20 protein-coding genes and 1 tRNA gene are annotated in these 22,134 nt (G+C 26.2%); 14 read left to right on the forward strand and 7 right to left on the reverse strand.

The annotated features are described in order from the left end of the window. Window positions 1–15 precede the first annotated feature (15 nt). The 11 genes from atpA to ilvA all read left to right on the forward strand — a co-directional run bounded on the left by atpA (window position 16) and on the right by ilvA (window position 12,987). Window positions 16–1,596 (forward strand): F0F1 ATP synthase subunit alpha, encoded by a 1,581-nt coding sequence (gene atpA / locus H0H64_RS00380; RefSeq protein ID WP_185857387.1) that lies wholly within the window; start codon window positions 16–18, stop codon window positions 1,594–1,596. Window positions 1,597–1,605: 9 nt separating this feature from the next. Beyond that, window positions 1,606–2,484, forward strand: coding sequence for an ATP synthase F1 subunit gamma (atpG, locus tag H0H64_RS00385; RefSeq protein ID WP_185857388.1), 879 nt, complete (start codon window positions 1,606–1,608; stop codon window positions 2,482–2,484). 13 nt (window positions 2,485–2,497) lie between these two features. Next, the gene (gene trpS, locus H0H64_RS00390; protein ID WP_185857389.1) at window positions 2,498–3,490 is read left to right on the forward strand and encodes a tryptophan--tRNA ligase; all 993 of its coding nucleotides are present in this window, start codon (window positions 2,498–2,500) and stop codon (window positions 3,488–3,490) included. A gap of 91 nt (window positions 3,491–3,581) precedes the next feature. Continuing rightward, complete coding sequence (locus tag H0H64_RS00395) at window positions 3,582–4,178, forward strand: nucleotide exchange factor GrpE (protein WP_185857390.1); 597 nt, start codon at window positions 3,582–3,584, stop codon at window positions 4,176–4,178. 21 nt (window positions 4,179–4,199) lie between these two features. Continuing rightward, window positions 4,200–5,318 carry a molecular chaperone DnaJ gene (dnaJ, locus tag H0H64_RS00400; RefSeq protein ID WP_185857391.1) on the forward strand — a complete coding sequence of 373 codons (1,119 nt, stop codon included), beginning with the start codon at window positions 4,200–4,202 and terminating at the stop codon, window positions 5,316–5,318. 24 nt (window positions 5,319–5,342) lie between these two features. Beyond that, window positions 5,343–6,560 (forward strand): tRNA 2-thiouridine(34) synthase MnmA, encoded by a 1,218-nt coding sequence (gene mnmA / locus H0H64_RS00405; RefSeq protein WP_185857392.1) that lies wholly within the window; start codon window positions 5,343–5,345, stop codon window positions 6,558–6,560. A gap of 307 nt (window positions 6,561–6,867) precedes the next feature. After that, complete coding sequence (gene ilvD, locus H0H64_RS00410; protein ID WP_185857393.1) at window positions 6,868–8,553, forward strand: dihydroxy-acid dehydratase; 1,686 nt, start codon at window positions 6,868–6,870, stop codon at window positions 8,551–8,553. A 6-nt stretch (window positions 8,554–8,559) separates the two neighbouring features. After that, window positions 8,560–10,254, forward strand: a complete 1,695-nt coding sequence (gene ilvB / locus H0H64_RS00415) for a biosynthetic-type acetolactate synthase large subunit (RefSeq protein ID WP_185857394.1) — start codon at window positions 8,560–8,562, stop codon at window positions 10,252–10,254. Window positions 10,255–10,282: 28 nt separating this feature from the next. Then, window positions 10,283–10,600, forward strand: a complete 318-nt coding sequence (locus H0H64_RS00420) for an acetolactate synthase (protein ID WP_185857395.1) — start codon at window positions 10,283–10,285, stop codon at window positions 10,598–10,600. A gap of 29 nt (window positions 10,601–10,629) precedes the next feature. Next, complete coding sequence (gene ilvC, locus H0H64_RS00425; RefSeq protein ID WP_185857396.1) at window positions 10,630–11,682, forward strand: ketol-acid reductoisomerase; 1,053 nt, start codon at window positions 10,630–10,632, stop codon at window positions 11,680–11,682. Between the two features lie 30 nt (window positions 11,683–11,712). Then, window positions 11,713–12,987: a threonine ammonia-lyase gene (gene ilvA / locus H0H64_RS00430; RefSeq protein ID WP_185857397.1), complete on the forward strand. Its 1,275-nt coding sequence runs from the start codon at window positions 11,713–11,715 to the stop codon at window positions 12,985–12,987. A 30-nt stretch (window positions 12,988–13,017) separates the two neighbouring features. Here the strand turns inward: ilvA and H0H64_RS00435 are convergent. Next, window positions 13,018–13,102 (reverse strand) — tRNA-Leu (locus tag H0H64_RS00435). Between the two features lie 175 nt (window positions 13,103–13,277). Here H0H64_RS00435 and dapB point away from each other — a divergent pair. Further along, window positions 13,278–13,988 (forward strand): 4-hydroxy-tetrahydrodipicolinate reductase, encoded by a 711-nt coding sequence (gene dapB / locus H0H64_RS00440; RefSeq protein ID WP_185857398.1) that lies wholly within the window; start codon window positions 13,278–13,280, stop codon window positions 13,986–13,988. 21 nt (window positions 13,989–14,009) lie between these two features. Beyond that, window positions 14,010–15,506 carry a signal peptidase I gene (gene lepB, locus H0H64_RS00445; RefSeq protein WP_185857399.1) on the forward strand — a complete coding sequence of 499 codons (1,497 nt, stop codon included), beginning with the start codon at window positions 14,010–14,012 and terminating at the stop codon, window positions 15,504–15,506. Here the strand turns inward: lepB and H0H64_RS00450 are convergent. The 6 genes from H0H64_RS00450 to mutY all read right to left on the reverse strand — a co-directional run bounded on the left by H0H64_RS00450 (window position 15,500) and on the right by mutY (window position 21,601). Continuing rightward, window positions 15,500–16,195, reverse strand: a complete 696-nt coding sequence (locus H0H64_RS00450) for a rhomboid family intramembrane serine protease (protein WP_185857400.1) — start codon at window positions 16,193–16,195, stop codon at window positions 15,500–15,502. The genes lepB and H0H64_RS00450 overlap by 7 nt on opposite strands. A gap of 3 nt (window positions 16,196–16,198) precedes the next feature. Then, window positions 16,199–17,929 (reverse strand): DNA mismatch repair endonuclease MutL, encoded by a 1,731-nt coding sequence (gene mutL, locus H0H64_RS00455; RefSeq protein WP_185857401.1) that lies wholly within the window; start codon window positions 17,927–17,929, stop codon window positions 16,199–16,201. Then, window positions 17,930–18,412, reverse strand: coding sequence for a 6,7-dimethyl-8-ribityllumazine synthase (gene ribH, locus H0H64_RS00460; protein ID WP_185857592.1), 483 nt, complete (start codon window positions 18,410–18,412; stop codon window positions 17,930–17,932). Window positions 18,413–18,421: 9 nt separating this feature from the next. Further along, entirely contained in the window at window positions 18,422–19,033 is a 612-nt protein-coding gene (locus tag H0H64_RS00465) for a tetratricopeptide repeat protein (RefSeq protein ID WP_185857402.1), read from the reverse strand. 82 nt (window positions 19,034–19,115) lie between these two features. Next, on the reverse strand, window positions 19,116–20,444 hold the full coding sequence (gene gldE, locus H0H64_RS00470; protein WP_185857403.1) for a gliding motility-associated protein GldE: 1,329 nt from the start codon (window positions 20,442–20,444) through the stop codon (window positions 19,116–19,118). Between the two features lie 107 nt (window positions 20,445–20,551). Then, on the reverse strand, window positions 20,552–21,601 hold the full coding sequence (mutY, locus tag H0H64_RS00475) for an A/G-specific adenine glycosylase (RefSeq protein WP_185857404.1): 1,050 nt from the start codon (window positions 21,599–21,601) through the stop codon (window positions 20,552–20,554). A gap of 82 nt (window positions 21,602–21,683) precedes the next feature. Here mutY and H0H64_RS00480 point away from each other — a divergent pair, with 82 nt between their 5' ends. Further along, entirely contained in the window at window positions 21,684–21,977 is a 294-nt protein-coding gene (locus H0H64_RS00480) for an HU family DNA-binding protein (RefSeq protein ID WP_185852232.1), read from the forward strand. Window positions 21,978–22,134 lie beyond the last annotated feature (157 nt).

Below are 22,134 nucleotides of genomic sequence, written 5' to 3' on the forward strand. Positions count from 1 at the left end.
AGCTTTTATTTTCATATGTCAGATATAAAATATTCTGAAATATCATCAATTCTTAAGGAAGAATTATCAAATTTTAAGTTTGAATCAAAATTATCAGAGTTTGGGATAATTGTTCAAATAGGAGATGGTGTCGTTAGATCTTTTGGACTAAATTCTGCTTTTTATGGGGAATTAGTAGAATTCCATGATGGAATAAAAGGTATGGTTTTAAATCTAGAAGAAGATCACGTTAGTATCGTTTTACTTAGTTCATCAAAAAATTTGAAAGAAGGAGATATAGTAAAAAGAACTGGAAAAATTTTGTCGATAAAAGTAGGAGAAAATATGTTAGGTCGTGTTGTTGATGTATTAGGAAGGCCTATAGATGGTAAAGGACCTATAAAAGGAAAGTTATTTGAAATGCCTTTGGAAAGAAAGGCCCCAGGAGTTATTTATAGAGAACCTGTGAAAGAACCCCTTCAAACTGGTATAAAATTTATAGATTCTATGATTCCCATAGGAAAAGGACAAAGAGAATTAATTATTGGAGATAGACAAACTGGAAAAACAACTATAGCTATTGATACGATTATTAATCAAAAAAGATTTTTTGAAAAAAAGAAACCTGTTTATTGTATTTATGTCGCCATTAGTCAAAAAGGTTCTACAATAGCTAGAATTTCAAGAATATTGCAAGAAAAAGGAGCGATGTCTTATACAATTATAGTATCTGCAACTTCTTCAGATCCAGTTTCTATGCAGGTTTTTGCTCCTTTTTCTGGAACTGCTATAGGAGAATATTTTCGGGATACTGGTCGTTCTTCTTTAGTGGTATACGATGATCTTTCAAAACAAGCGGTTTCTTATCGGGAAATATCTCTCCTACTACGACGTCCACCTGGTAGAGAAGCCTATCCAGGAGATGTTTTTTATTTACATTCTCGTCTTTTAGAACGAGCTTCTAAAATTATAAAGGATCAAAAAATGGTTGAAAAAATGAATGATATCCCATCTTCTATTAGAAAACAAATTAAAGGTGGAGGATCTTTAACTGCATTGCCTATTATTGAAACTCAATCTGGAGATATTTCTTCTTATATTCCTACTAATGTTATTTCTATTACAGATGGACAGATTTTTTTAGAAAAAGATTTATTTCATTCTGGAATTCGTCCTGCAATTAATGAAAGTATATCTGTTTCTCGTGTAGGAGGATCTGCACAAATTCAATCTATGAGAAAAATATCTGGAACTCTAAAGTTAGATCAAGCTCAATTTAGAGAATTAGAATCTTTTTCAAAATTTGGCTCTGAACTAGATTCATCTACTATGAATATTCTCAGAAAAGGAAGAATTAATATAGAAATATTAAAACAACCTCCTCATACACCTTATGATATAGCAGATCAAATAGCTATTATTTATGCTGGGACTAAAAATTTACTCAAAAAAATCCCTATTGATAAAATTTCAGATTTTGAAAAAGAATATCTTTTATATTTAAAAGAAAAACATGAAAATATCTTAAATTTTTTAAGAAATGGAATTTTTGACGAAAAAATATCTGATATTTTAGAAACAGTAGCCTTAGAACTAACTGATAAATACGTTTCTTAAATTTTTATTATGTCTAATCCAAAAGAAATTAAGAGAAGAATATTATCTATAGAATCAGTTATAAAAACAACAGAAGCAATGAAAATGATTTCTATAGTAAAATTACGAAAAACAAAAGATTTACTTATGAAAATGAAAATTTATTTAGATTATATCGAGACAATTCTTTTAGATCTTTTGTTTACAGAATCAGAATTTAAAGAAAATTTTGAAAACAATCAATATTTTTCTGAAACTGGAAAAGGAAACATGAAATTGTTTATTGTATTTACTTCTGATCGTGGTTTATGTGGTTCTTTTAATTCTTTAATTTTTGAAAAAATTAATCATATTTTTAAAAAAAAAGGATATTTACATAATGAATGCATGTTTTTTTCTATCGGTAAAAAAGGATTTGATTTTTTATGTAAAAAATATAATATGTACAATAAAAATTGGATCGGAAATGATTTATCTAATCGAAAAATTCAACTTTTAGTGTCAGAGTTAATTTCTGATTTTTTAAAAAAAAAATTTTGTTCTATTTATTTAATATACAATAATTTAAAAAAAACCTTATTTCAAGAAATAAACATAGAGAGATTTCTTCCAATTACTTATGAAAATTTTAAAAAAAAAAAGTTAGAAATATCCTACATTTTAGAACCTTCTCAAAAAAAAATATTAAATTTTATAATTCCTAAATTTTTAAATGCAAAATTACTAAAAATTTTCTTGGAATCGACCACAGCAGAACATACTGCTCGTATGATATCTATGCATAAAGCTGCAGAAAACGCATCTGACATTAAACATAATCTAATCTTAAATTATAATAAAGAAAGACAAACTACGATTACTAAAGAAATACTTGAAATTATTAGTGGATTAGAATCTTTAAATAAATAAAAAACACATAATTATGGAAAGAATGTTAACAGGAATCAGAAGCACAGGTACCCCTCACTTAGGTAATATTTTAGGAGTTATTATTCCGTCTGTATCCATAGCTAACAAAAACAAAAAACATTCTTCATTTATATTTATAGCGGATTTTCATTCTATGGTTCAAATAGATAACGTAAAAATAATAAAGAATAATACTTATCAAATTGCAGCGGCATGGTTAGCTTTTGGATTAGATATAGATAATTGTTTATTTTACAGACAATCCGATGTTTCATTAGTTACTGAATTAGCTTGGTATTTTAATTGTTTCTATCCATACCAAAGACTTTCATTAGCTCATGCTTTCAAAAAGGAATTGAAAGAAACAGATAAAGGAAAAATAAGTGTGGGGTTATTTACTTATCCTATTTTAATGGCTGCTGATATTTTACTTTATAATGCAAAACTCATTCCAGTAGGAAAAGATCAATTACAACATATAGAAATTACTCGTCGTATAGCCAATTTTTTTAATAAAAAAATAGGGAAAAAATTATTTGTATTACCTAATGCTTTTTTACAAAAAAAAAATATGTTTGTGATAGGAACAGATGGAGAAAAAATGAGTAAATCTAAAAAAAATTATATTAATATTTTTTCTTCAGATGAAGTTTTGAAAAAACAGATTATGAGTATTCGTACAGATAGTAAATCTGTAAAAGAAAAAAAAAATCCTGAAACGGATTATATCATGTCTTTATACAGTTTGATCGCTCCTTTAGACAAAATAGAGATTATGAAAAAAAGATATATCAGAGGAGGATATGGATACTTTGAGGCAAAAATTGCATTATACGAACATATTATTCATAAATTTTCCTCGGAGAGAGAGAAATTTTTTTATTTTTTGAAAAACAAATCTTTATTAGATCATATTTTATCTTTGGGTGCTAAGAAAGCGAAAAACATAGCCTACAAAAGATTAAATTGCATTAGAAAACATTTGAGATTCAATTCTATAATTTGATTTATCAAATGTCATTATGACATCATTATAATTTTTGGCAAATCTTTTGCCCACAGTCCGTAGAATTATATTGAAAAATATTTTTTATATTATGGATATCAATATCAACCAAAAACAAAAAAATACTGAAAAACAGTCAAATCCATCTAATGATATGTCTGATGGAGTATTCTCCTCTTGTAAAAGAGAAATACATGATCCATTAAAAAAAGAAATTGAGTTTCTTAAAGAAGAATTAAAAAAAGAAAAAGAAGAAGAATTAAAAAAAGAAAAAGATAAATTTTTACGTCTTTTTGCAGAATTTGAGAATTATAAGAAACGTATTCAAAAAGAAAGATTTGATATTTTCAGAAATGTTCATGAACAAATTCTTATAGATTTAGTTCCGATTTTAGATGATTTTGAACGAGGAATTAAAGAATTAAAAAAATATAAATATAAAGATGAACATCTTGTAAAGGGAGTTTTTTTGATACAAGAGAAACTTATTAAAATTTTAAAAGAAAAAGGATTGAATAAAATCAAAATAAAAAAAGGAGATGATTTTAACACAGATTTTCATGAGGCTATAACACAAATTCCAGCTGTTACAGAAAATTTGAAAGGAAAAATTATAGAAATCATAGAAGCTGGATATATTCTAAAAGAAAAAGTGATACGTCATGCTAAAGTTATTACCGGAAAATAATAATTCATAATTTTTATCTTCATGATGAAAAAAGATTATTACGAAGTATTAGGAGTTTCTAGAAACGCTTCTCCAGAAGAAATAAAAAAAGCTTATCGAAAACTAGCAATAAAATATCATCCAGATAAGAATTTAGATAATAAAAAAAAAGCGGAAGAAAAATTTAAAGAAGCAGCTGAAGCTTATGAAATTTTAAGCAATCCAGAAAAAAGACAACGTTATGATAAATTTGGACATTCTGGAGTGAAAGGAAATCGGGCTGGTTCAGGAATGAACATGGAGGATATTTTTGCAAATTTTGGAGATATTTTTGCAGATGCGTTTGGAGAAGGTTTTTCCAGTTTTGGATTTGGAAGATCCAACATACATAAAACTATTAAAGGGAGTGATTTAAGAATCAGAGTAAAACTTTCATTAGAAGAAATAGCTAATGGAGTAGAAAAAAAAGTTAAAGTAAAGAGACTCAAAGTTGCTAAAGGAATACAATTTAAAAATTGTATTCCTTGTAATGGTAGTGGTCAAATAATACGAATAACCAACACTATTTTAGGAAGAATGCAAACCACTTCTCAATGTGGGACATGCTCTGGAACGGGGAAAATCATTGAAAATATTCCTTATGGAGCTAATAAACATGGATTAATTAAAGAAGAAGAATTAGTAAATATTAAAATTCCCGCAGGTCTTACAGAAGGAATTCAATTAAAAGTTTCTGAAAAAGGGAATGAAGCCCCATTTGGTGGAATTTCTGGTGATTTGATTGTATTAATTGAGGAAATTCCTCATCCTAAATTAAAAAGAGAAGGGAGCAATCTTCATTATGATTTGTACATATCATTTCCAGATGCAATATTGGGTTCTTTAAAAGAAGTACCTACCATTAATGGAAAAGCAAGAATAAAAATAGATCCAGGAACACAATCAGGAAAGACTCTGAGGCTAAAAAATAAAGGATTACCTAATCTTGAAGGATATGGATATGGGAGCCTTTTAATTCATGTGAATGTTTGGACTCCAAAAAAAATTAATGAAGAACAAAGAAAATTTTTTGAAAGAATGAGAAAAAATGAAAATTTTCTTCCTCATCCTGGAAATTCAGAAAAATCGTTTTTTGATCGTGTAAGGGAGATGTTTTCTTAAAAAAGAAAATAAATTTTTATCGAAATGCAAAAAGTAATAGTTGGGCTTTCAGGAGGAGTAGATTCAAGTGTAGCTGCATTAATTCTTAAAAAAAGGGGGTATGAAGTCATTGGTTTGTTTATGCATAATTGGGAAGATAAAGATTCTAATAATAAATGTACTTGGAAAGAAGACAGCATTGATGCTATGTTAGTTGCTAAACAATTAGATATTCCCTTTCAAGTCGTAGAAATGAAAAATGAATACGAAAAACATGTTATCAATTATATGTTTAACGATTATAGATCAGGAAAAACCCCTAATCCAGATGTTTTGTGTAATAGAGAAATAAAATTTAATGTTTTTTTGAAAAAAGCCCTTGATTTAGGAGCGGATTTTATTGCTACAGGACATTATGTAAATAAAGAAAAAATTGTAAAAAATCAAAAAACGATTTATCGTCTTTTGATTGGAAAAGACCTTGATAAAGATCAATCATATTTTTTATGTCAATTAACGCAATATCAATTGAAAAAATCCTTATTTCCATTAGGTTTATTGACTAAAAATCAAGTGAGAAAAATAGCAAAAAAGCATAAATTATGGAATGCTTCTAAAAAAGAATCTCAAGGTTTATGTTTTGTAGGAAAAATCAATTTACCAGATTTTCTCAAAAAAAGAATTCCTCCAAAAAAAGGAGAAATAGTATACATTAATTCTAATACATCAGTATATCAAGAAAAAAAATTTTTTTCTTCTAAAGAAAAAGAATTATTTTTTCTATCTAGAAAAAAAAAATACAAAAAATCAGATGGAAAAATAATTGGGTATCATCAAGGTGCTCCTTATTTTACTAAAGGACAGCGAAAGGGGATAGCATTAGGAGGTTATAAAGAACCTCTTTTTGTTATAGATACTGATATTAAAAACAATATTGTTTATACAGGTATGGGGAAACAACATCCAGGATTGTACAATAAATCTTTGTTTATTCAGGAAAAAAACATCCATTGGATACGAAAAGATCTTACTATTTTTGAAGGGGAACAAATGGATGTATTTTGTCGAATTCGTTATAGACAACCATTACAAAAATCAAAATTATATAAAATAAAAAAAGGAATGTTCATCGAATTTGAGCACATGCAATGTGCTATAACGGAAGGACAATTTGCAGCTTGGTATCTTGGAAAAGAATTAATAGGGTCAGGAGTTATTTATATTATTTTATATTTTTTTTCAAAAATTGAATATATTTTATAAATATAAAATTTTGTTTTATAATTTTTTCAAAAAGACAGTTTTTTTTGAAAAAAAGAAAAAATACATTGTTTAAACAATTTCTTAATTGAAAACTTTACAATATATTCATTAATAAATCAAAAAATAATAATATTATAAAAATAAATACCTAAAAACCGCTTTTATATAATCTATTTTTTCATATTTTTGCATATTATATAATTCAAAATTTGTATAGTTTAGTTCATAAAAACTATTCAAGTTCGGTGTTATTTTTTTATCCCTACTTGATAGCTCAGTAGGGCTTTTTGATTTATTAAAATATTTCATGAAAAAAAGAATTAACGATTTTAGCAAGAAAATTACAAAAGAACCTAATTTACCAGCAGCACATGCTATGTTGTATGCTACAGGAATGAAAGAATCCGATTTTCATAAAGCTCAAATAGGAATAGTTAGCAACTGGTACGAAGGAAATCCTTGTAATATGCATTTAAATAAATTGTCTAAAATAATAAAATCATCGGTTGTAACTAAAGATTTAGTAGGATTTCAATTTACTACTATTGGAGTAAGCGATGGAATTACTATGGGGACATCAGGAATGAGATATTCGCTTCCTTCTAGGGAATTAATAGCAGACAGTATAGAGACTGTAGTCGCCTCTCATCATTATGATGGAGTAATAGCTATACCTGGATGTGATAAAAATATACCAGGAGTAATGATCGCTTTACTACGATTGAATAGACCTTCTATAATTGTATATGGAGGAAGTATTTCTTCTGGTTATTATAATGGAAAAAAATTAGATGTCGTTTCATCTTTCGAAGCTTTAGGAAAAAAAAACACCTTTCAAATCACTGAAAATGAGTATAATAATATTGTAAAGAATTCTTGCCCAGGACCAGGATCTTGTGGAGGGATGTATACAGCAAATACTATGGCTTCTGCTTTAGAAGTTATGGGAATGATGCTCCCTTACTCTTCTTCTTCTCCTTCAACAAGCGAAAATAAGAAAATAGAATGTGAAAAAGTTTCTATATATATTAAAAATTTATTAAAAAAAGAAATCAAACCAAAAGATATAGTAACAAAAACTTCTATAGAAAATGGGGTAAAATTAGCGATGTGTTTGGGGGGATCTACTAATTTGATTTTACATTTTTTAGCTATTGCTAAATCGGCAAATATTGATTTTTCTTTAAAAGATTTTCAAAAAATTAGCAATCAAGTTCCTCTCATCGGAAATCTAAAACCTAGTGGGATTTTTTTAATGGAAGATATTCATATGTACATAGGAGGTATGCCGGTTATTATAAAATATTTATTGAATGAAGGAATATTATCAGGAGACTGTTTAACCGTTACTGGAGAAACATTATCCAAAAATATGAAAAATATCCCAAATATAACTTTTAATCAAAAAATTATTCATCCTTTAGAAAAACCCATAAAAAAAAACGCACATATTAGAATTTTGTACGGAAATTTATCCCCCGAAGGGGCAATCGCCAAAATTACTGGAAAAGAAGGAACAATTTTTCGGGGTATGGCTAATGTTTTTGATTCTGAGGAAGAAGCAAATCAAGCTATTTTAAACAATAAAATCTTACCTGGAGTAGTCATTGTTATTCGATATGTAGGGCCAATAGGTGGTCCAGGAATGCCAGAAATGTTAAAACCAACATCTTATATTATGGGATCCGGATTAGGAAAAAAAGTAGCCCTTATTACAGATGGTAGATTTTCAGGAGGATCACATGGTTTTGTTGTAGGACATATCACTCCAGAAGCACAATCTGGAGGATTAATAGCTTTAGTCCAAAATAAAGATTTCATTAAAATAGACACGGAAAACAACATCATTACTCTTGAAGTAGAAGATGAAGAAATAGAAAAAAGGAGAAAATCATGGATTCCTCCTTTATTAAAAGTTCAAAAAGGATATTTATACAAATATACAAAAATGGTGTCTCCAGCTTCTGAAGGATGCATTACAGATCAATTTTAGTTGTGTATGGGAACAAAGTTATTCTATGGTTCAGAAATAGTAATAAAAGCACTCTTATATGAAGAGGTAGAATACATATTTGGATATCCAGGTGGTGCTATTATGCCAATATATGATTCTTTACACGATTATCTAGATTCCATTTCGCATATTCTTATGCGTCACGAACAAGGATCTATTCATGCAGCACAAGGATACGCTAGAGCAACTGGAAAAATTGGTGTATGTTTTACAACTTCAGGTCCAGGCGCTACTAATTTAATTACTGGATTAGCAGATGCTTTGATAGATAGTACCCCTATTGTCTGCATTACTGGACAAGTCTCTTCTCATTTATTAGGAACTGATGCTTTTCAAGAAACAAACATTATAGATATTTCTATTCCTGTAACAAAATGGAATATTCAAGTTTTAAAAGCGAAGGATATTTGTGAATCAATTCAAAAAGGATTTTTTATCGCTAAAAAAGGTAGACCAGGCCCTGTATTGATAGATATTACTAAAGATGCTCAGTTTCAAAAAACTGTGTTTCACTACACACGTTGTGAATATATAAAAAATTTTCATCCATATCCTTGTATAGAAAACGAAAAAATAATAGAAGCGGCAAATTTAATTAATTCGGCTAAAAGTCCTTTAATTCTTGTAGGTCAAGGAGTAATTTTAGCTGAAGCAGAAGAAGAATTTAAAGAATTTGTTGAAAAAACTGGAATTCCAGTAGCTAGTACTTTATTAGGATTAGGAGCGTTAAATAGTAATCATCATTTATATGTAGGAATGTTAGGGATGCATGGTAATTATGCTCCTAATATTTTAACTAATCAATGTGATATTCTTATTGCGGTTGGTATGCGATTTGACGATCGTGTAACTGGAGATATTAAAAAATATGCGAAACAAGCTAAAATCATTCATTTAGAGATAGATTCTTCTGAAATAGATAAAAATATTTTATGTCATATCCCAATTTTGGGAGATTGCAAAACATCTTTGAAAAAATTGATTTTCTATGTTAAAAAATATTTTCATAAAGAATGGATAGATAAATTTTTTCATCTTAAAGAAAAAGAGAAAGCTATAGTAATACAAGGTGATCTAAATCCAAAAAAAGAAGGGATTACCATGGGTGAAGTGATCAAATGGATCAATCTATATAAGCAAAACAATGCGATTCTTGTAACTGACGTAGGACAACATCAAATGATAGCTTCAAGATATTTCAATTTTACTTACAAAAAAAGTCAAATAACTTCTGGAGGATTGGGGACTATGGGGTTTGCTTTACCTGCTTCTATAGGAGCTCGATTAGGATCGAAAAATAGACAAGTTATTTGCGTTGTAGGAGATGGAGGAATACAAATGACAATACAAGAAATGGGAACTATTTTACAAAATAATATTCCCATTAAGATCATACTATTAAATAATAATTTTTTGGGAATGGTCCGTCAGTGGCAACAGCTTTTTTTTGATAAACGTTATTCCTGTACAGAATTAGTTAATCCAGATTTTATAAAATTAGCTAATGCTTATAACATAAAAGCAAAAAAAGTGAATAAAAGAGAAGAATTAAAAGAATCAGTAAAAAAAGCATTAAATCATGAAAAAGCATTTTTATTAGAAGTTGTAATAGAAAAAGAAGACAATGTTTTTCCTATGATTCCTGCAGGAGCCGCTGTAGATGAAATTCGTTTAACATAATTATAAAAATATAATAATATATAACACTATGAAGTATCAATTTAGAATAATAATTTTAGGAGAAAAAGAAACAAGATTATTAAGTAGAATTCTTATTCTATTAAATCGAAGAAATCTAAAAACTAATCATATTAACGTAAATGTATCTAGTAATAATAAAAATGAAACAATCAGAAATGTTCAATATCTTATTGACTTAGAATGCAAGGAAGAACAATTATTTAAAATCAAAAAATTAATTGAAAAGTTAATTGGAATTATTCATGTTTACTATTACAGATTAGAAGAAAAAAATTCCAGAAGAAATTCATGGAAAAAAATGGATTTACCACTAGCAACATATTAAATTCCTTAAATTAAATTTAAACAAAAGTTATGAAACTTAAATTTGGATCGATAGAAGAAACTATCATTACAAGAGATGAATTTCCATTATCTAAAGCTAGAGAAATTTTAAAAAAAGAAACTATTTCTGTTTTAGGTTATGGAGTTCAAGGTCCTGGACAATCTCTAAACTTAAGAGATAATGGATTTCAAGTGATAGTAGGACAAAGAAAACATTCTTTATCTTGGAAAAAAGCCTTAAAAGATGGATGGATAGAAGGTGAAAATCTTTTTTCTTTAGAAGAAGCTTCTGAAAAAGGAACAATACTCATGTATTTGTTATCAGATGCAGGACAAATCGCTTTTTGGCCTACTCTTAATAAATATTTAACTGAAGGAAAATCTTTATATTTTTCACATGGGTTTGGATTAACTTTTTGTAATCAAACAAAAATATCTCCTTCTAAAAATATAGATATTTTTTTAGTAGCCCCCAAAGGATCCGGAACTAGTTTAAGAAGACTTTTTAAACAAGGAAAAGGAATTAATTCCAGTTATGCTATTTATCAGGATTATAGTGGAAACAGTTTAAAAAAAACTTTGTCAATTGGAATTGGAATAGGTTCTGGATACTTATTTGAAACAAATTTTAAAAATGAAGTCTATTCTGATTTAGTAGGAGAAAGAGGGACTTTGATGGGAGCTATACAAGGCATTTTTTCTGCACAATACCAAATATTACGAGATAAAGGGCATTCTCCTTCAGAATCTTTTAACGAAACAGTAGAAGAATTAACTCAAAGTTTAATGCCACTTGTATCTGAAAAAGGAATGGATTGGATGTATGCTAATTGCTCTACCACTGCACAAAGAGGCGCTTTAGATTGGTGGAAAAAATTTAGAGATGCTACTCTTCCAATATTTCAAGAATTATATGAAGAAGTTTCTTCTGGCAATGAAGCAAAAAGAATTATTAAAGCTAATAGTCATATAAATTATAGAGAAGAATTACAAAAAGAATTGAAAGACCTAAGAAAAAGTGAATTATGGAAAGTAGGATCCATGATTCGTAATCTTAGACCGGAAAAAAAAGATCAAAATTAATAAGATTTACTCATTTTTATTTTTAAAGGATTGAAAAATAAGTTTAAAGGATATTTTCCTTCTTACAAAGAAATAATTAAAGCTAAAAATATATTAAAAGATATCATTTATGAAACTCCATTACAGAAAAATTATATTTTATCAGAAAAATATAAAGCTAATATTTTTCTAAAAAGAGAAGACTTACAAATCATACGTTCATACAAAATTAGAGGAGCTTATAATAAAATTAAAAGTTTATCTCATACAGAACCAGAACAACTTAAAAAAGGGATTATTTGTGCAAGTGCAGGGAATCATGCACAAGGGGTAGCTTATTCTTGCAGTATATTAAAAATACAGGGAAAAATCTATATGCCTAGCACTACTCCTAAACAAAAAGTGGAAAGAGTAAAAATGTTTGGAAAAGAATATGTTGAAATTATTCTTATAGGAGATACTTTTGATGCAGTCAGTTATGAAGCAATGAAAGATTGTAAAAAAAATGAAAAAATTTTTATTCATCCTTTTGATGATATTAAAATTATTGAAGGGCAAGCTACTGTTGGATTAGAAATATTACAACAATCTATTTCAGATATAGATTATGTTTTTATTCCTGTTGGAGGAGGGGGATTAGCTTCTGGTGTAAGTAGTCATTTTAAAGAATTTAGTCCTAAGACTAAAATCATAGGAGTAGAACCTCAAGGAGCTCCATCTATGAGTTATTCTTTAAAAAAAGGAAAAATTGTTGAATTAAAAACAATAAATAGATTTATTGATGGAGCTTCAGTTAAAAAAGTAGGAGAATTAAATTTTAATATATGTAATCAAACATTATTTGAGATTATAACTGTTCCTGAGGGAAAAGTTTGCACAACAATTTTGGATTTATACAATTTAGAAGCTATTGTTGCAGAACCTGCTGGAGCTCTTTCAATAGCGGCTTTAGATTTTTATTCTGATAAAATAAAAGGAAAAACCATTGTTTGCATTTTAAGTGGAGGAAATAATGATATTACTAGAACGGAAGAGATTAGAGAAAGATCTCTTTTGTATGAAGAAAAAAAACATTATTTTATTGTAAAATTTCCACAAAGAGCTGGTGCTTTAAAAGAATTTGTGAATAATATTTTGGGGACAAAAGATGATATTACCTATTTTGAATATTCTAAAAAAACTTCTAAAGAAGAAGGACCAGCAGTAATAGGAATAGAATTGGCAGATAAAAACGAATTTTCTGGATTACTAGGAAGAATGAAAAAATATAAGGTTCATTTTCAATATTTAAATAAAAATCCAGATTTATTTCGTGTTCTTATATGAAAGAATAAATATGATAAAATAATTATTTTGTACCCACGACTGGATTTGAACCAGCACATCCTTATCGGATACCACCCCCTCAAAGTGGCGTGTCTACCATTTTCACCACGTGGGTATTACATCCCAAAAAAATAAAATTTCAATTTATCATTTACTATATCATATGAATAATTGAATAATAAAATCCATATCTGCATATCTATTCAAATATATAATTTCTTGATATTTCATCAAAAAAAAATATAAGCTATCTTTGAATGAATTATGAATTCTATTCAAATCAAAATAATATGAATATAGCAATAATAGGATATGGAAAAATGGGAAAAGCTGTAGAGAGAATAGCAAAAATTAGAAATCATAAAATTTCATTATGTTATGATGGAACTCCTTCTTTACATTTATTGAATAATTCAAATTCAGATGTAGCAATAGAATTTAGTCAACCTGATTCTGCATTCAACAATGTAAAAATTTGTATAGAAAATGATATTCCTATAGTGAGTGGAACTACAGGATGGCTAGAAAAATTTAAAATTATTAGAAAAATATGTAAAGAAAAAAATGGATCTTTTTTATATTCTTCAAATTTTAGTATTGGAATGAATATTTTTTTTGAAATTAATCAAAAATTATCAAAATTATTACATTCATATTCTAAAGATTATGAAGTTACAATAGAGGAAATTCATCATAAGGAAAAAATAGATAAACCCAGTGGAACTGCACTTTCTCTAGCAAGAGATATAGTAAACAATAAAATGAAAGATACATGGATTTTGGATGATAAAAAAACAAAAAATCAGATTTTAATTTTATCAAAAAGGTTGAATAATGTTCCCGGAATACATATCGTAAAATATGAATCTAAAATGGAGGATATAAAAATACAACATAAAGCTCATAGTAGAGAAGGATTTGCTTTGGGAGCAGTTATTTCTGCAGAATGGATCCAAAATAAAAAAGGAATTTTTTCTATGAAAGAGGTTTTAGGAATATAAAGGAATATAAAATATCTTTTTATGCTTCAATATTTTATTTTTAGTGGGGTTTTTTTATTTTTTGAACATGTTTTTCATATTTTGGGTACATGGAAATTTTATAAAAAATTGGGGATAAAATCTTGGAAGATTTTTATTCCCATATATAATATTTTCATTCTTTTAAAAATTTATAAAAAATCTATATGGTGGATTTTTCTATTACTTGTTCCATTAACTAGTATAATGTTAATTTTTATTTTGTGGATGGATTTAATTTTTTCGTTTTTAGAAAAAACGAAAAAAAATATTATTTTATTTTTCTTATCTGCAGGTTTATATATTTTTTACATAAATTTTTTTAAAAAAATTCAGTTATTAAAAATTGAAAATATAAATGTAAATGCAAAAAAAAAAGAAGATAATATAGGAATTTTATTAGCTGTGATTTTTTCTTTTATCACTCATACTTATATAGTTCAACCTTTTGTTATTCCTACTTCTTCTATGGAAAAAACTTTATTGGTAGGAGATTTTATACTAGTCAGTAAAATTCATTATGGATTACGAATGCCTATGTCTCCTATCTCTATTCCTTTTACACATAATAATATTATTGGAAATATAAAATCTTATATTTCTATTTTTCAATGGCCTTATTTTCGTTTTCCTTCCATACAGACTGTGCAAAGAAATGATATAATCGTCTTTAATTTTCCTAAAGATTATCATCATAAAATAATAGATAGAAAAGATCATTATATTAAACGTTGTGTAGGGTTACCAGGAGATTTAATCTCCATTAAAAATGGAATTTTATTTGTTAATCATAAAAAAGAAAAATTTTTTTCTGAAAAACAACAAGCTTATTTTATTAAAACGGAAAATATTCCTTTAAATATAGAATATCTTAAAAATAAAATGGATATTGAAGATATTGAATATATTGGGGAAAAGAATGATGAATTTTTTTATCAAATTATGTTGAACGAAAAAAAAGCAGATCAGATAAAAAATTTATTCGAAAACATAGTTTTTATAAAAAAATATATTCTTCCTATTCATTTTAAAGAGCATTCTATATTTTCTAATTATTTTGATTGGAATAGAGATTTTTTTGGCCCATTACATACCCCTAAAAAAGGGGAATTCATTAAATTAAATTCAAAAAATATTCATGTTTATAATGATATTTTTACTTATGAAAAAGTTAATAAATTCGATATTTTTTATAAAAAATATTATAAAGTAAAAAATAATTATTATTTTATGATGGGGGATAATAGACATAATTCATCCGATTCTCGTTATTGGGGTTTTGTTCCAGAAGATCATATAGTAGGAAAACCTATATTCATATGGATGAGTATCGATTGGAATAGAGAAAGTCCTTTAAATATGTTTCATTGGAAATTTCGTTGGGACCGCATCATGAAAACAATAAACGGAAAACATTCTTATTTGTCTTTATTTTTTTTGTTTTCATTTGTATATTTAATTTATTTTTTGTTTAAAAACGAAAAATCATCAACTCAATAAAAAGTGTTTCTTTTAAAAAAACTTCCTATAAAATAACCAGATAAAATGCCACCGATATGGGCAAAATGAGCAACTCCAGGCGCTAAATTAAAAACAGACGAAATAAAACTTCCAAAAATAAAAATGATCAGAGCTTTCCTAACTGCTATTGGAAAGGGAAAAGGGAGAATAAAAATTTTATGTTCCGGAAAAAATTTAGCAAAAGCTCCTACTATTCCACTAACAGCTCCAGAAGCCCCCATCATAGGAGAATACATAGAGCTATAAATATTAATTTTTTGTTCTTCATTTAAATAATCTAACGTTTTTTTAGCTTGCGAAAAATCTAAAGTTTGAACAAAGTAATATAAAACACTAGTATTAAAAATAATTTGAAATAATGCGGCTAAAATACCTGATAAAAAATATATAATTATAAATTTTTTAACCCCTAACAGAGTTTCTATTTGTCCTCCAAACATGAATAAAGCCAACATATTAAAAATTATATGCAAAAAAAGTCGTTTAGAGTGTACAAACATATGAGTCAAAATTTGATAGAATTCAAATCGTTCATCTAAAGGATGATATAATGAAAGTAAGGACTCTATTTTATATTGTGAAAAAACAAAAATAGCTGTATACACAAGTATATTTATACTAATTAAATGTTTGACAGCATCTGAATGAAAATTTGTATAAAAATTCACTTTTTAAAAAAGGTTTTTGCTTAATACAAAAAATATAGGATCTCCTGAATACGTATAATTTGGGTTTTGACAAGAAAATAAATCTTTAATTATACATTCCATTTTTTCAGGATATAATTTTGTGCCGTATTTTATAGACGCGGATTTGGATATAATTTGAAGAAGTTTTTTTTTATTATTTTTTTCTCCTTTAATAAAATTAGATGTTATAATATTTTGAATAACTTCAACCAAGATATTTTGATGAATCTTTTCAGGTACAGAATACAAATAAGCTGATTCGTTACAAATATATAAATGAAATCCAAGATTGATCAAGTCATTTTTTATATTATTCAAAGAAATAGATTCTTTTTTTAAAAGATTTACTTTTATAGGAAAAATGAATTGTTGACTTACCAAGTTTTTTTTTCTTAAAAAAAATTCAAATAATATGTTTTGATGTGCTCTATGTTGATCTACCAATATTATGTACTTATTATTCAATACAAAAATTATATACCTTCTGTTAATCTGAAGAGTCTTTATTTCTGTTTTATGAGAAACATAATCATATAATTCATTCGTTAAATTTTTGAATATATTAGAATCAGATTCATTTTCATTGATTTTATTAACCCAATTTTCTAGTTGTATGACTTTTTCTTTCTCAGAAAGTTTATCGTAAAAATTATTTAATAAATAATCCTTTTTTATGGATTTACAAGATAAAAAAATATCATAGTTTTTTAATTCTTTATTTTTTATTTTATATTGATGAAATAGGATGTTTTTAATTTCTTGTTGAATCATTACACCAATCATCTCTTCTTCTTCTAATTTCACTTCTTTTTTCGTTGGGTGGATATTCCAATTTATTAAACTAGAATCTAAAAAAATAAAAATAAAATAAGAAGCTGTTTTGAAATCTTTTAAAAAACCATCATAAGCATGAACAATTTTTTTATGTAAAAATAGATGTGTAACACAACGTCGATTAACCCATAAAAATTGATCTCCCTTTTTTATAGAACTATCTGGAATACTAACAAATCCTTCTATAAGGATTCTATTTTTTTTTATAAATATAGAAACTAAATTTTTTCTTTTATTTTTAATAATTTCTTTGATTCTTTCTATTAAAGAAGTTTTTTTTAAATAAAAAATAATTTTATCGTTATGATAAAAGCGATATGTTATATTTCTGTGTGCTAGAACAATTTTATAAAATTCATAAATAATATGTTGAAATTCTATTCTATCAGATTTTAAGAATTGCCTCCTAGCGGGAAGTTTATAAAAAATATTTCTTACAGAAACTCTTGTTCCTTTAAGAATATTTATAGGAATTTGTTTTTTTATTTTTCCTTCTTGCACAAAAAGGTGAATTCCTAGTAGATTTTCTTGATTTTTAGTTTGGATCTCTAATTGAGAAATAAAGGCTATAGAAGCTAAAGCTTCCCCCCTGAAACCTTTTGTTTTAATTTTTAAAATATCATCAGTTTTTTTAATTTTTGAAGTAGCATGTCTTTGAATACTCATTTTAGCATCATCAATACTCATTCCTATTCCATCATCTATCAATTGAATCAATGTTTTCCCTGAATCTTTGATAAAAATATTAATCGTTTTAGCGTTTGCATCTATTGCATTCTCTAAAAGTTCTCTTAAAACAGAAGAAGGACGTTGGATTACCTCTCCTGCAGCTATTTGTTGAATCACTTTTTCAGGCAAAAATTGAATAATATTTTTCATTTATTTTATAGATTTTCTAAATAAAGACATATATATAGCTGTTTTAGCACATTCTATTCCCTTATTTCCATTTTTTCCGCCTGATCTATCAAAAGATTGTTGTTGATTCCTATCAGAAAGGACACAAAATATAACAGGAACATCATATAGTATGTTAATATCTTTAATACCATGCGAAATAGCTTGACATAGATATTCAAAATGAGGAGTATCTCCTTGTATCAGGGATCCTATTGCAATGATTGAATCAAAATTGTAACAATGAGCTATTTTTTTAGAAGAATAAATTAGTTCATAACTTCCAGGAACTTCCCAAGTTTGAATTTTTTCTTTCAATACTCCTGATTGAATTAAAGTTTCATAAGCTCCTTTATATAATCTACTCGTAATTTCTCTATTCCATAGAGAAACAACAATAGCAAATTTCAAATTTGCATTTTTTATTTTTTCTTTATCTAATAAATAAGCAGGATTTGTCTTCATAAACATAATTTATAACTTATTTTCAATAAACATAAGATATTTTTCAATGTTTTTTTTATACAAAAAAAAAGGATATTTTTTTTCTATTTTTTTTAAAAAATATTTAGAATCTTTATATCTTTTCATATAAAAATTGAGTAACGCTATTTTGTAATAATAAAGAGGAGTCGTGATTTCATTTTCTCTTATATTTGCTGCTATGATGTAATTTTTTAAAGCTTCTTTTTTATTTTTTATTTGACTGAAAGCATCACCTATAATTCCGTATTTCATAGAAGATAAAATTTCATCTTTTGCGGAAAAACTTGTCATCATTTTTATAGACTCTTTGTAGTCCCCCAACTTATAATAGCAAATTCCTGCATAAAATTTAGATATATTTCCTGCTTTAGTGAAAGGAAATTTAGAAGCTATCCCTGAAAATCCTAAATAATTAATTTTAATATTTTTTTTATTTAAGGCCTTATCTATGTCTCCTTGAGAAAGATATTGTTGAGCATAACTCAATTCTTTCATCGCTTTTTCTTCTGAGGGGTATAATAAAAATTTATTTAAAAGAAAATATGTCCCCGTTATTATGATTATAAATATGATAGAAAAAAAAATTGTCTTTACTTTCATGTCATGACATTGATTTATTACAAAAATGTAACTATAATATTCTATCAAATTTAATTTTTTTCATTTTAATGCTATATATTATCTAATTCATTTTTTTTCTTATAACTTCTATAGTTTTGATCCTTTTGTGATCAATACTTTTTATAATAAAAGAATAATTTAAAAAATTTATTTTTTGTTTTTTTTTAGGAAATTCTTTATTTATTTCCATAATAAATCCCCCTAAAGTATCTGCTTCTCCTTTTTGATTTTCAAAAAAAATTTCTTCTTTAATATTCATAATACGATAAAAATTAATTAAAGATGTTTTGCCATCAAATAAATAATTATCTTGGTTTAATTTAGAATAGGACATATCTTCTTCATCAAATTCATCAATAATATCTCCTACTATTTCCTCAATTACATCTTCAAGAGTAACTAATCCAGATGTACCTCCGTATTCATCTACCACAATAGCTAAATGTATTTTTCTTTTTTTAAAATCACTTAAAAGATCATCTATCTTTTTTTTTTCTGGAACAAAAAAAGGAATATGAATGAGTTTATTCCATTTAAAACTTTTGTCATAAATAAATGGAAGAAGATCTTTAGCAAATAGAACTCCTTCTATATCATCAATACTGTCTTTGTAAACAGGAATACGAGAGTATCCTTGATTACGGACTAATTCTAAAACATCGGAAAAATTTTTATTGCTATTTAAAGCAAACATATCTATTCTTGGAGTCATAATTTGATGTGTTTCTGTATTTCCAAAATCAACAATTCTTTGTAAAAACTGACGTTCTTTAATATTTTTTTGATTTTTAGACGTAATTTTCAAAGCTTTTGAAAGCTGATCTACAGAAATCAGATTCTTTTTTTTTATTACTTTTTTTTCTATAGACTTTGAAATGAAAATTATGATTTTACTTATTGGATCTAATATTTTACTAAGAATGATTAAAGGCTTTGCCATAAAAATAGCAAAACGAAAATTATTTTTACTAGCATATATTTTAGGTATTATTTCTCCAAATAAAAGTAAAATAAAAGTAAGAACGACTACCTCTAAAAGGAAATTTATGGGTACACGAAGTCGGTTATAAATAATAAAATTTTTTTTTTGTAAAAATTCTGTTATAAAATAAGAACTTAATATGACAATTCCAATATTAGAAATATTATTGGATATTAATATTGTTGCTAAAAGTTTTTTTTTCTCTCTTAGAATTTTAAATACAATATTCCCTTTAGAAGAGTTTTTTTTTCTCTCTTTGTCAAGAGTTTTTTTTTCAATACAAAAAAAAGCAGTTTCTGATCCAGATATTAATGCAGAAAATAATAACAATATTATTATTAATGCAAAATAAAAAACTAAATATAAAGTTTTTTCTAAAAAAACATTCGTCGAAGATTCTTTTTCCAACAGATTAAATTTTGATAATAATTTTTAGAAAAGAAAATGTAAAATTTATATGATAAAAAACGGATCCCTTATTCATATACACATAGGGTTCTATAGAAAAATAAAAACTAAATCATTTTTTCATGTTTTAAAAATAAAATAATAGGACGAGGAAAAGGGAACTCTCCTATTTTATTATGTGGTATAAAAAAAAAATTATTAAATAATATATTTTTTTTAAAATCTTGTAAAACTTCACAATTAAAAAATAAAATTGATAAAATTTGATGAGTAAGTTTATGTTTGATTTTATAGATCAAAGTGCTAGAAACAACTACACGAAATTTTTCCCAAATTTTATCTTTTATTTCATGAATTGAAAGATTTTTTTTTGATTCTATTAAAGGAAAATCATAAAGGCCCTTCCATATATCTTTAGTTGATCTTTTATTTATACAAATATTATGATTCCGATCACATATGAAAAGATAATAAAAAAATCTATGTTTTATAAATTTTTTTATTTTTTTTACAGGTAATTTATGTACAGTTTCATTTTTAATGGAAAAACAAGAGTCTTTCACTGGACATAACAAACATTTAGGATTTTTTGGAGTACATAAAATCGAACCCAAATCCATAATTGCTTGATTAAAAATTCCTGGTTGTTTAAAATCTATTATTTTTGATACAATAATTCTAAACATATTTTTTGTAGTAGTAGATGTGATGTCATTGTAAATTCCAAAATATCTAGAAAATACTCTGCAAGCATTTCCATCAATAGCCGGTATAACTTCATGAAAACATATAGATGCTATAGCTGCTCCTGTATACAAACCTATTCCTTTATACTTTATTAATTCTTGATATTTTTTTGGAAAAGAATTTTTATCATTTTTTAATTTTTTAGCAAAAGAATGCAAATATTTTGCTCTAGAATAATAGCCCAGTCCTTCCCATTTTTTCAAGACATCTTTCTCTTCTGCTTGAGCTAGTTTTTCTAAACTAGGAAATTTTTTTATAAAGTTTAAATAATACTTTATGGTTTGTGAAACTCTTGTTTGTTGCAACATAAACTCTGAAACCAATATATGATATGGATTTTTAGTTTCTCTCCAAGGAAGTTTTCTATGATTTTTTTTGTACCAATTTATTATTTTTTTGGAAAAATCCATATCTATTTAATTTTAGAGCAATTTTATAAAAAATTGGTATATTTAGGAAACCGAATTTTGTTATTCGATATAATGATTAAACATGACAAAAGCAGATATAATAACAGAAATCATATCAGAAACTGGATCTGAAAGAATTGATACGCAAAAGGTGATAGAAACATTTATGAAAAAAATAAAACAAAGTTTAACATCTGGAGAAAATGTTTATCTAAGAGGATTTGGATCATTTATTATTAAATATCGAGCGAAAAAACTTGGACGCCATATATCCAAAGATATGTCTATTGTAATTCCTGCGCATAATATACCAGCATTTAAACCTGCAAAATCTTTCACAGAATTAGTGAAAAAAAATGTCCCCATAAAGGAATAAGAATAGTGTAAATATGATGAATCAATAATTACTAAATGAGAATTATGCCAAACGGAAAAAAAAGAAAAAGACGTAAAATAGCAACCCATAAAAGAAAAAAAAGAAATAGGAAAAATAGGCATAAAAAGAAATAATAATTTTAATTAAATTAACATAT

This window comes from Blattabacterium cuenoti (assembly GCF_014251635.1).
GTDB classification, from domain to species: domain Bacteria; phylum Bacteroidota; class Bacteroidia; order Flavobacteriales; family Blattabacteriaceae; genus Blattabacterium; species Blattabacterium cuenoti_S.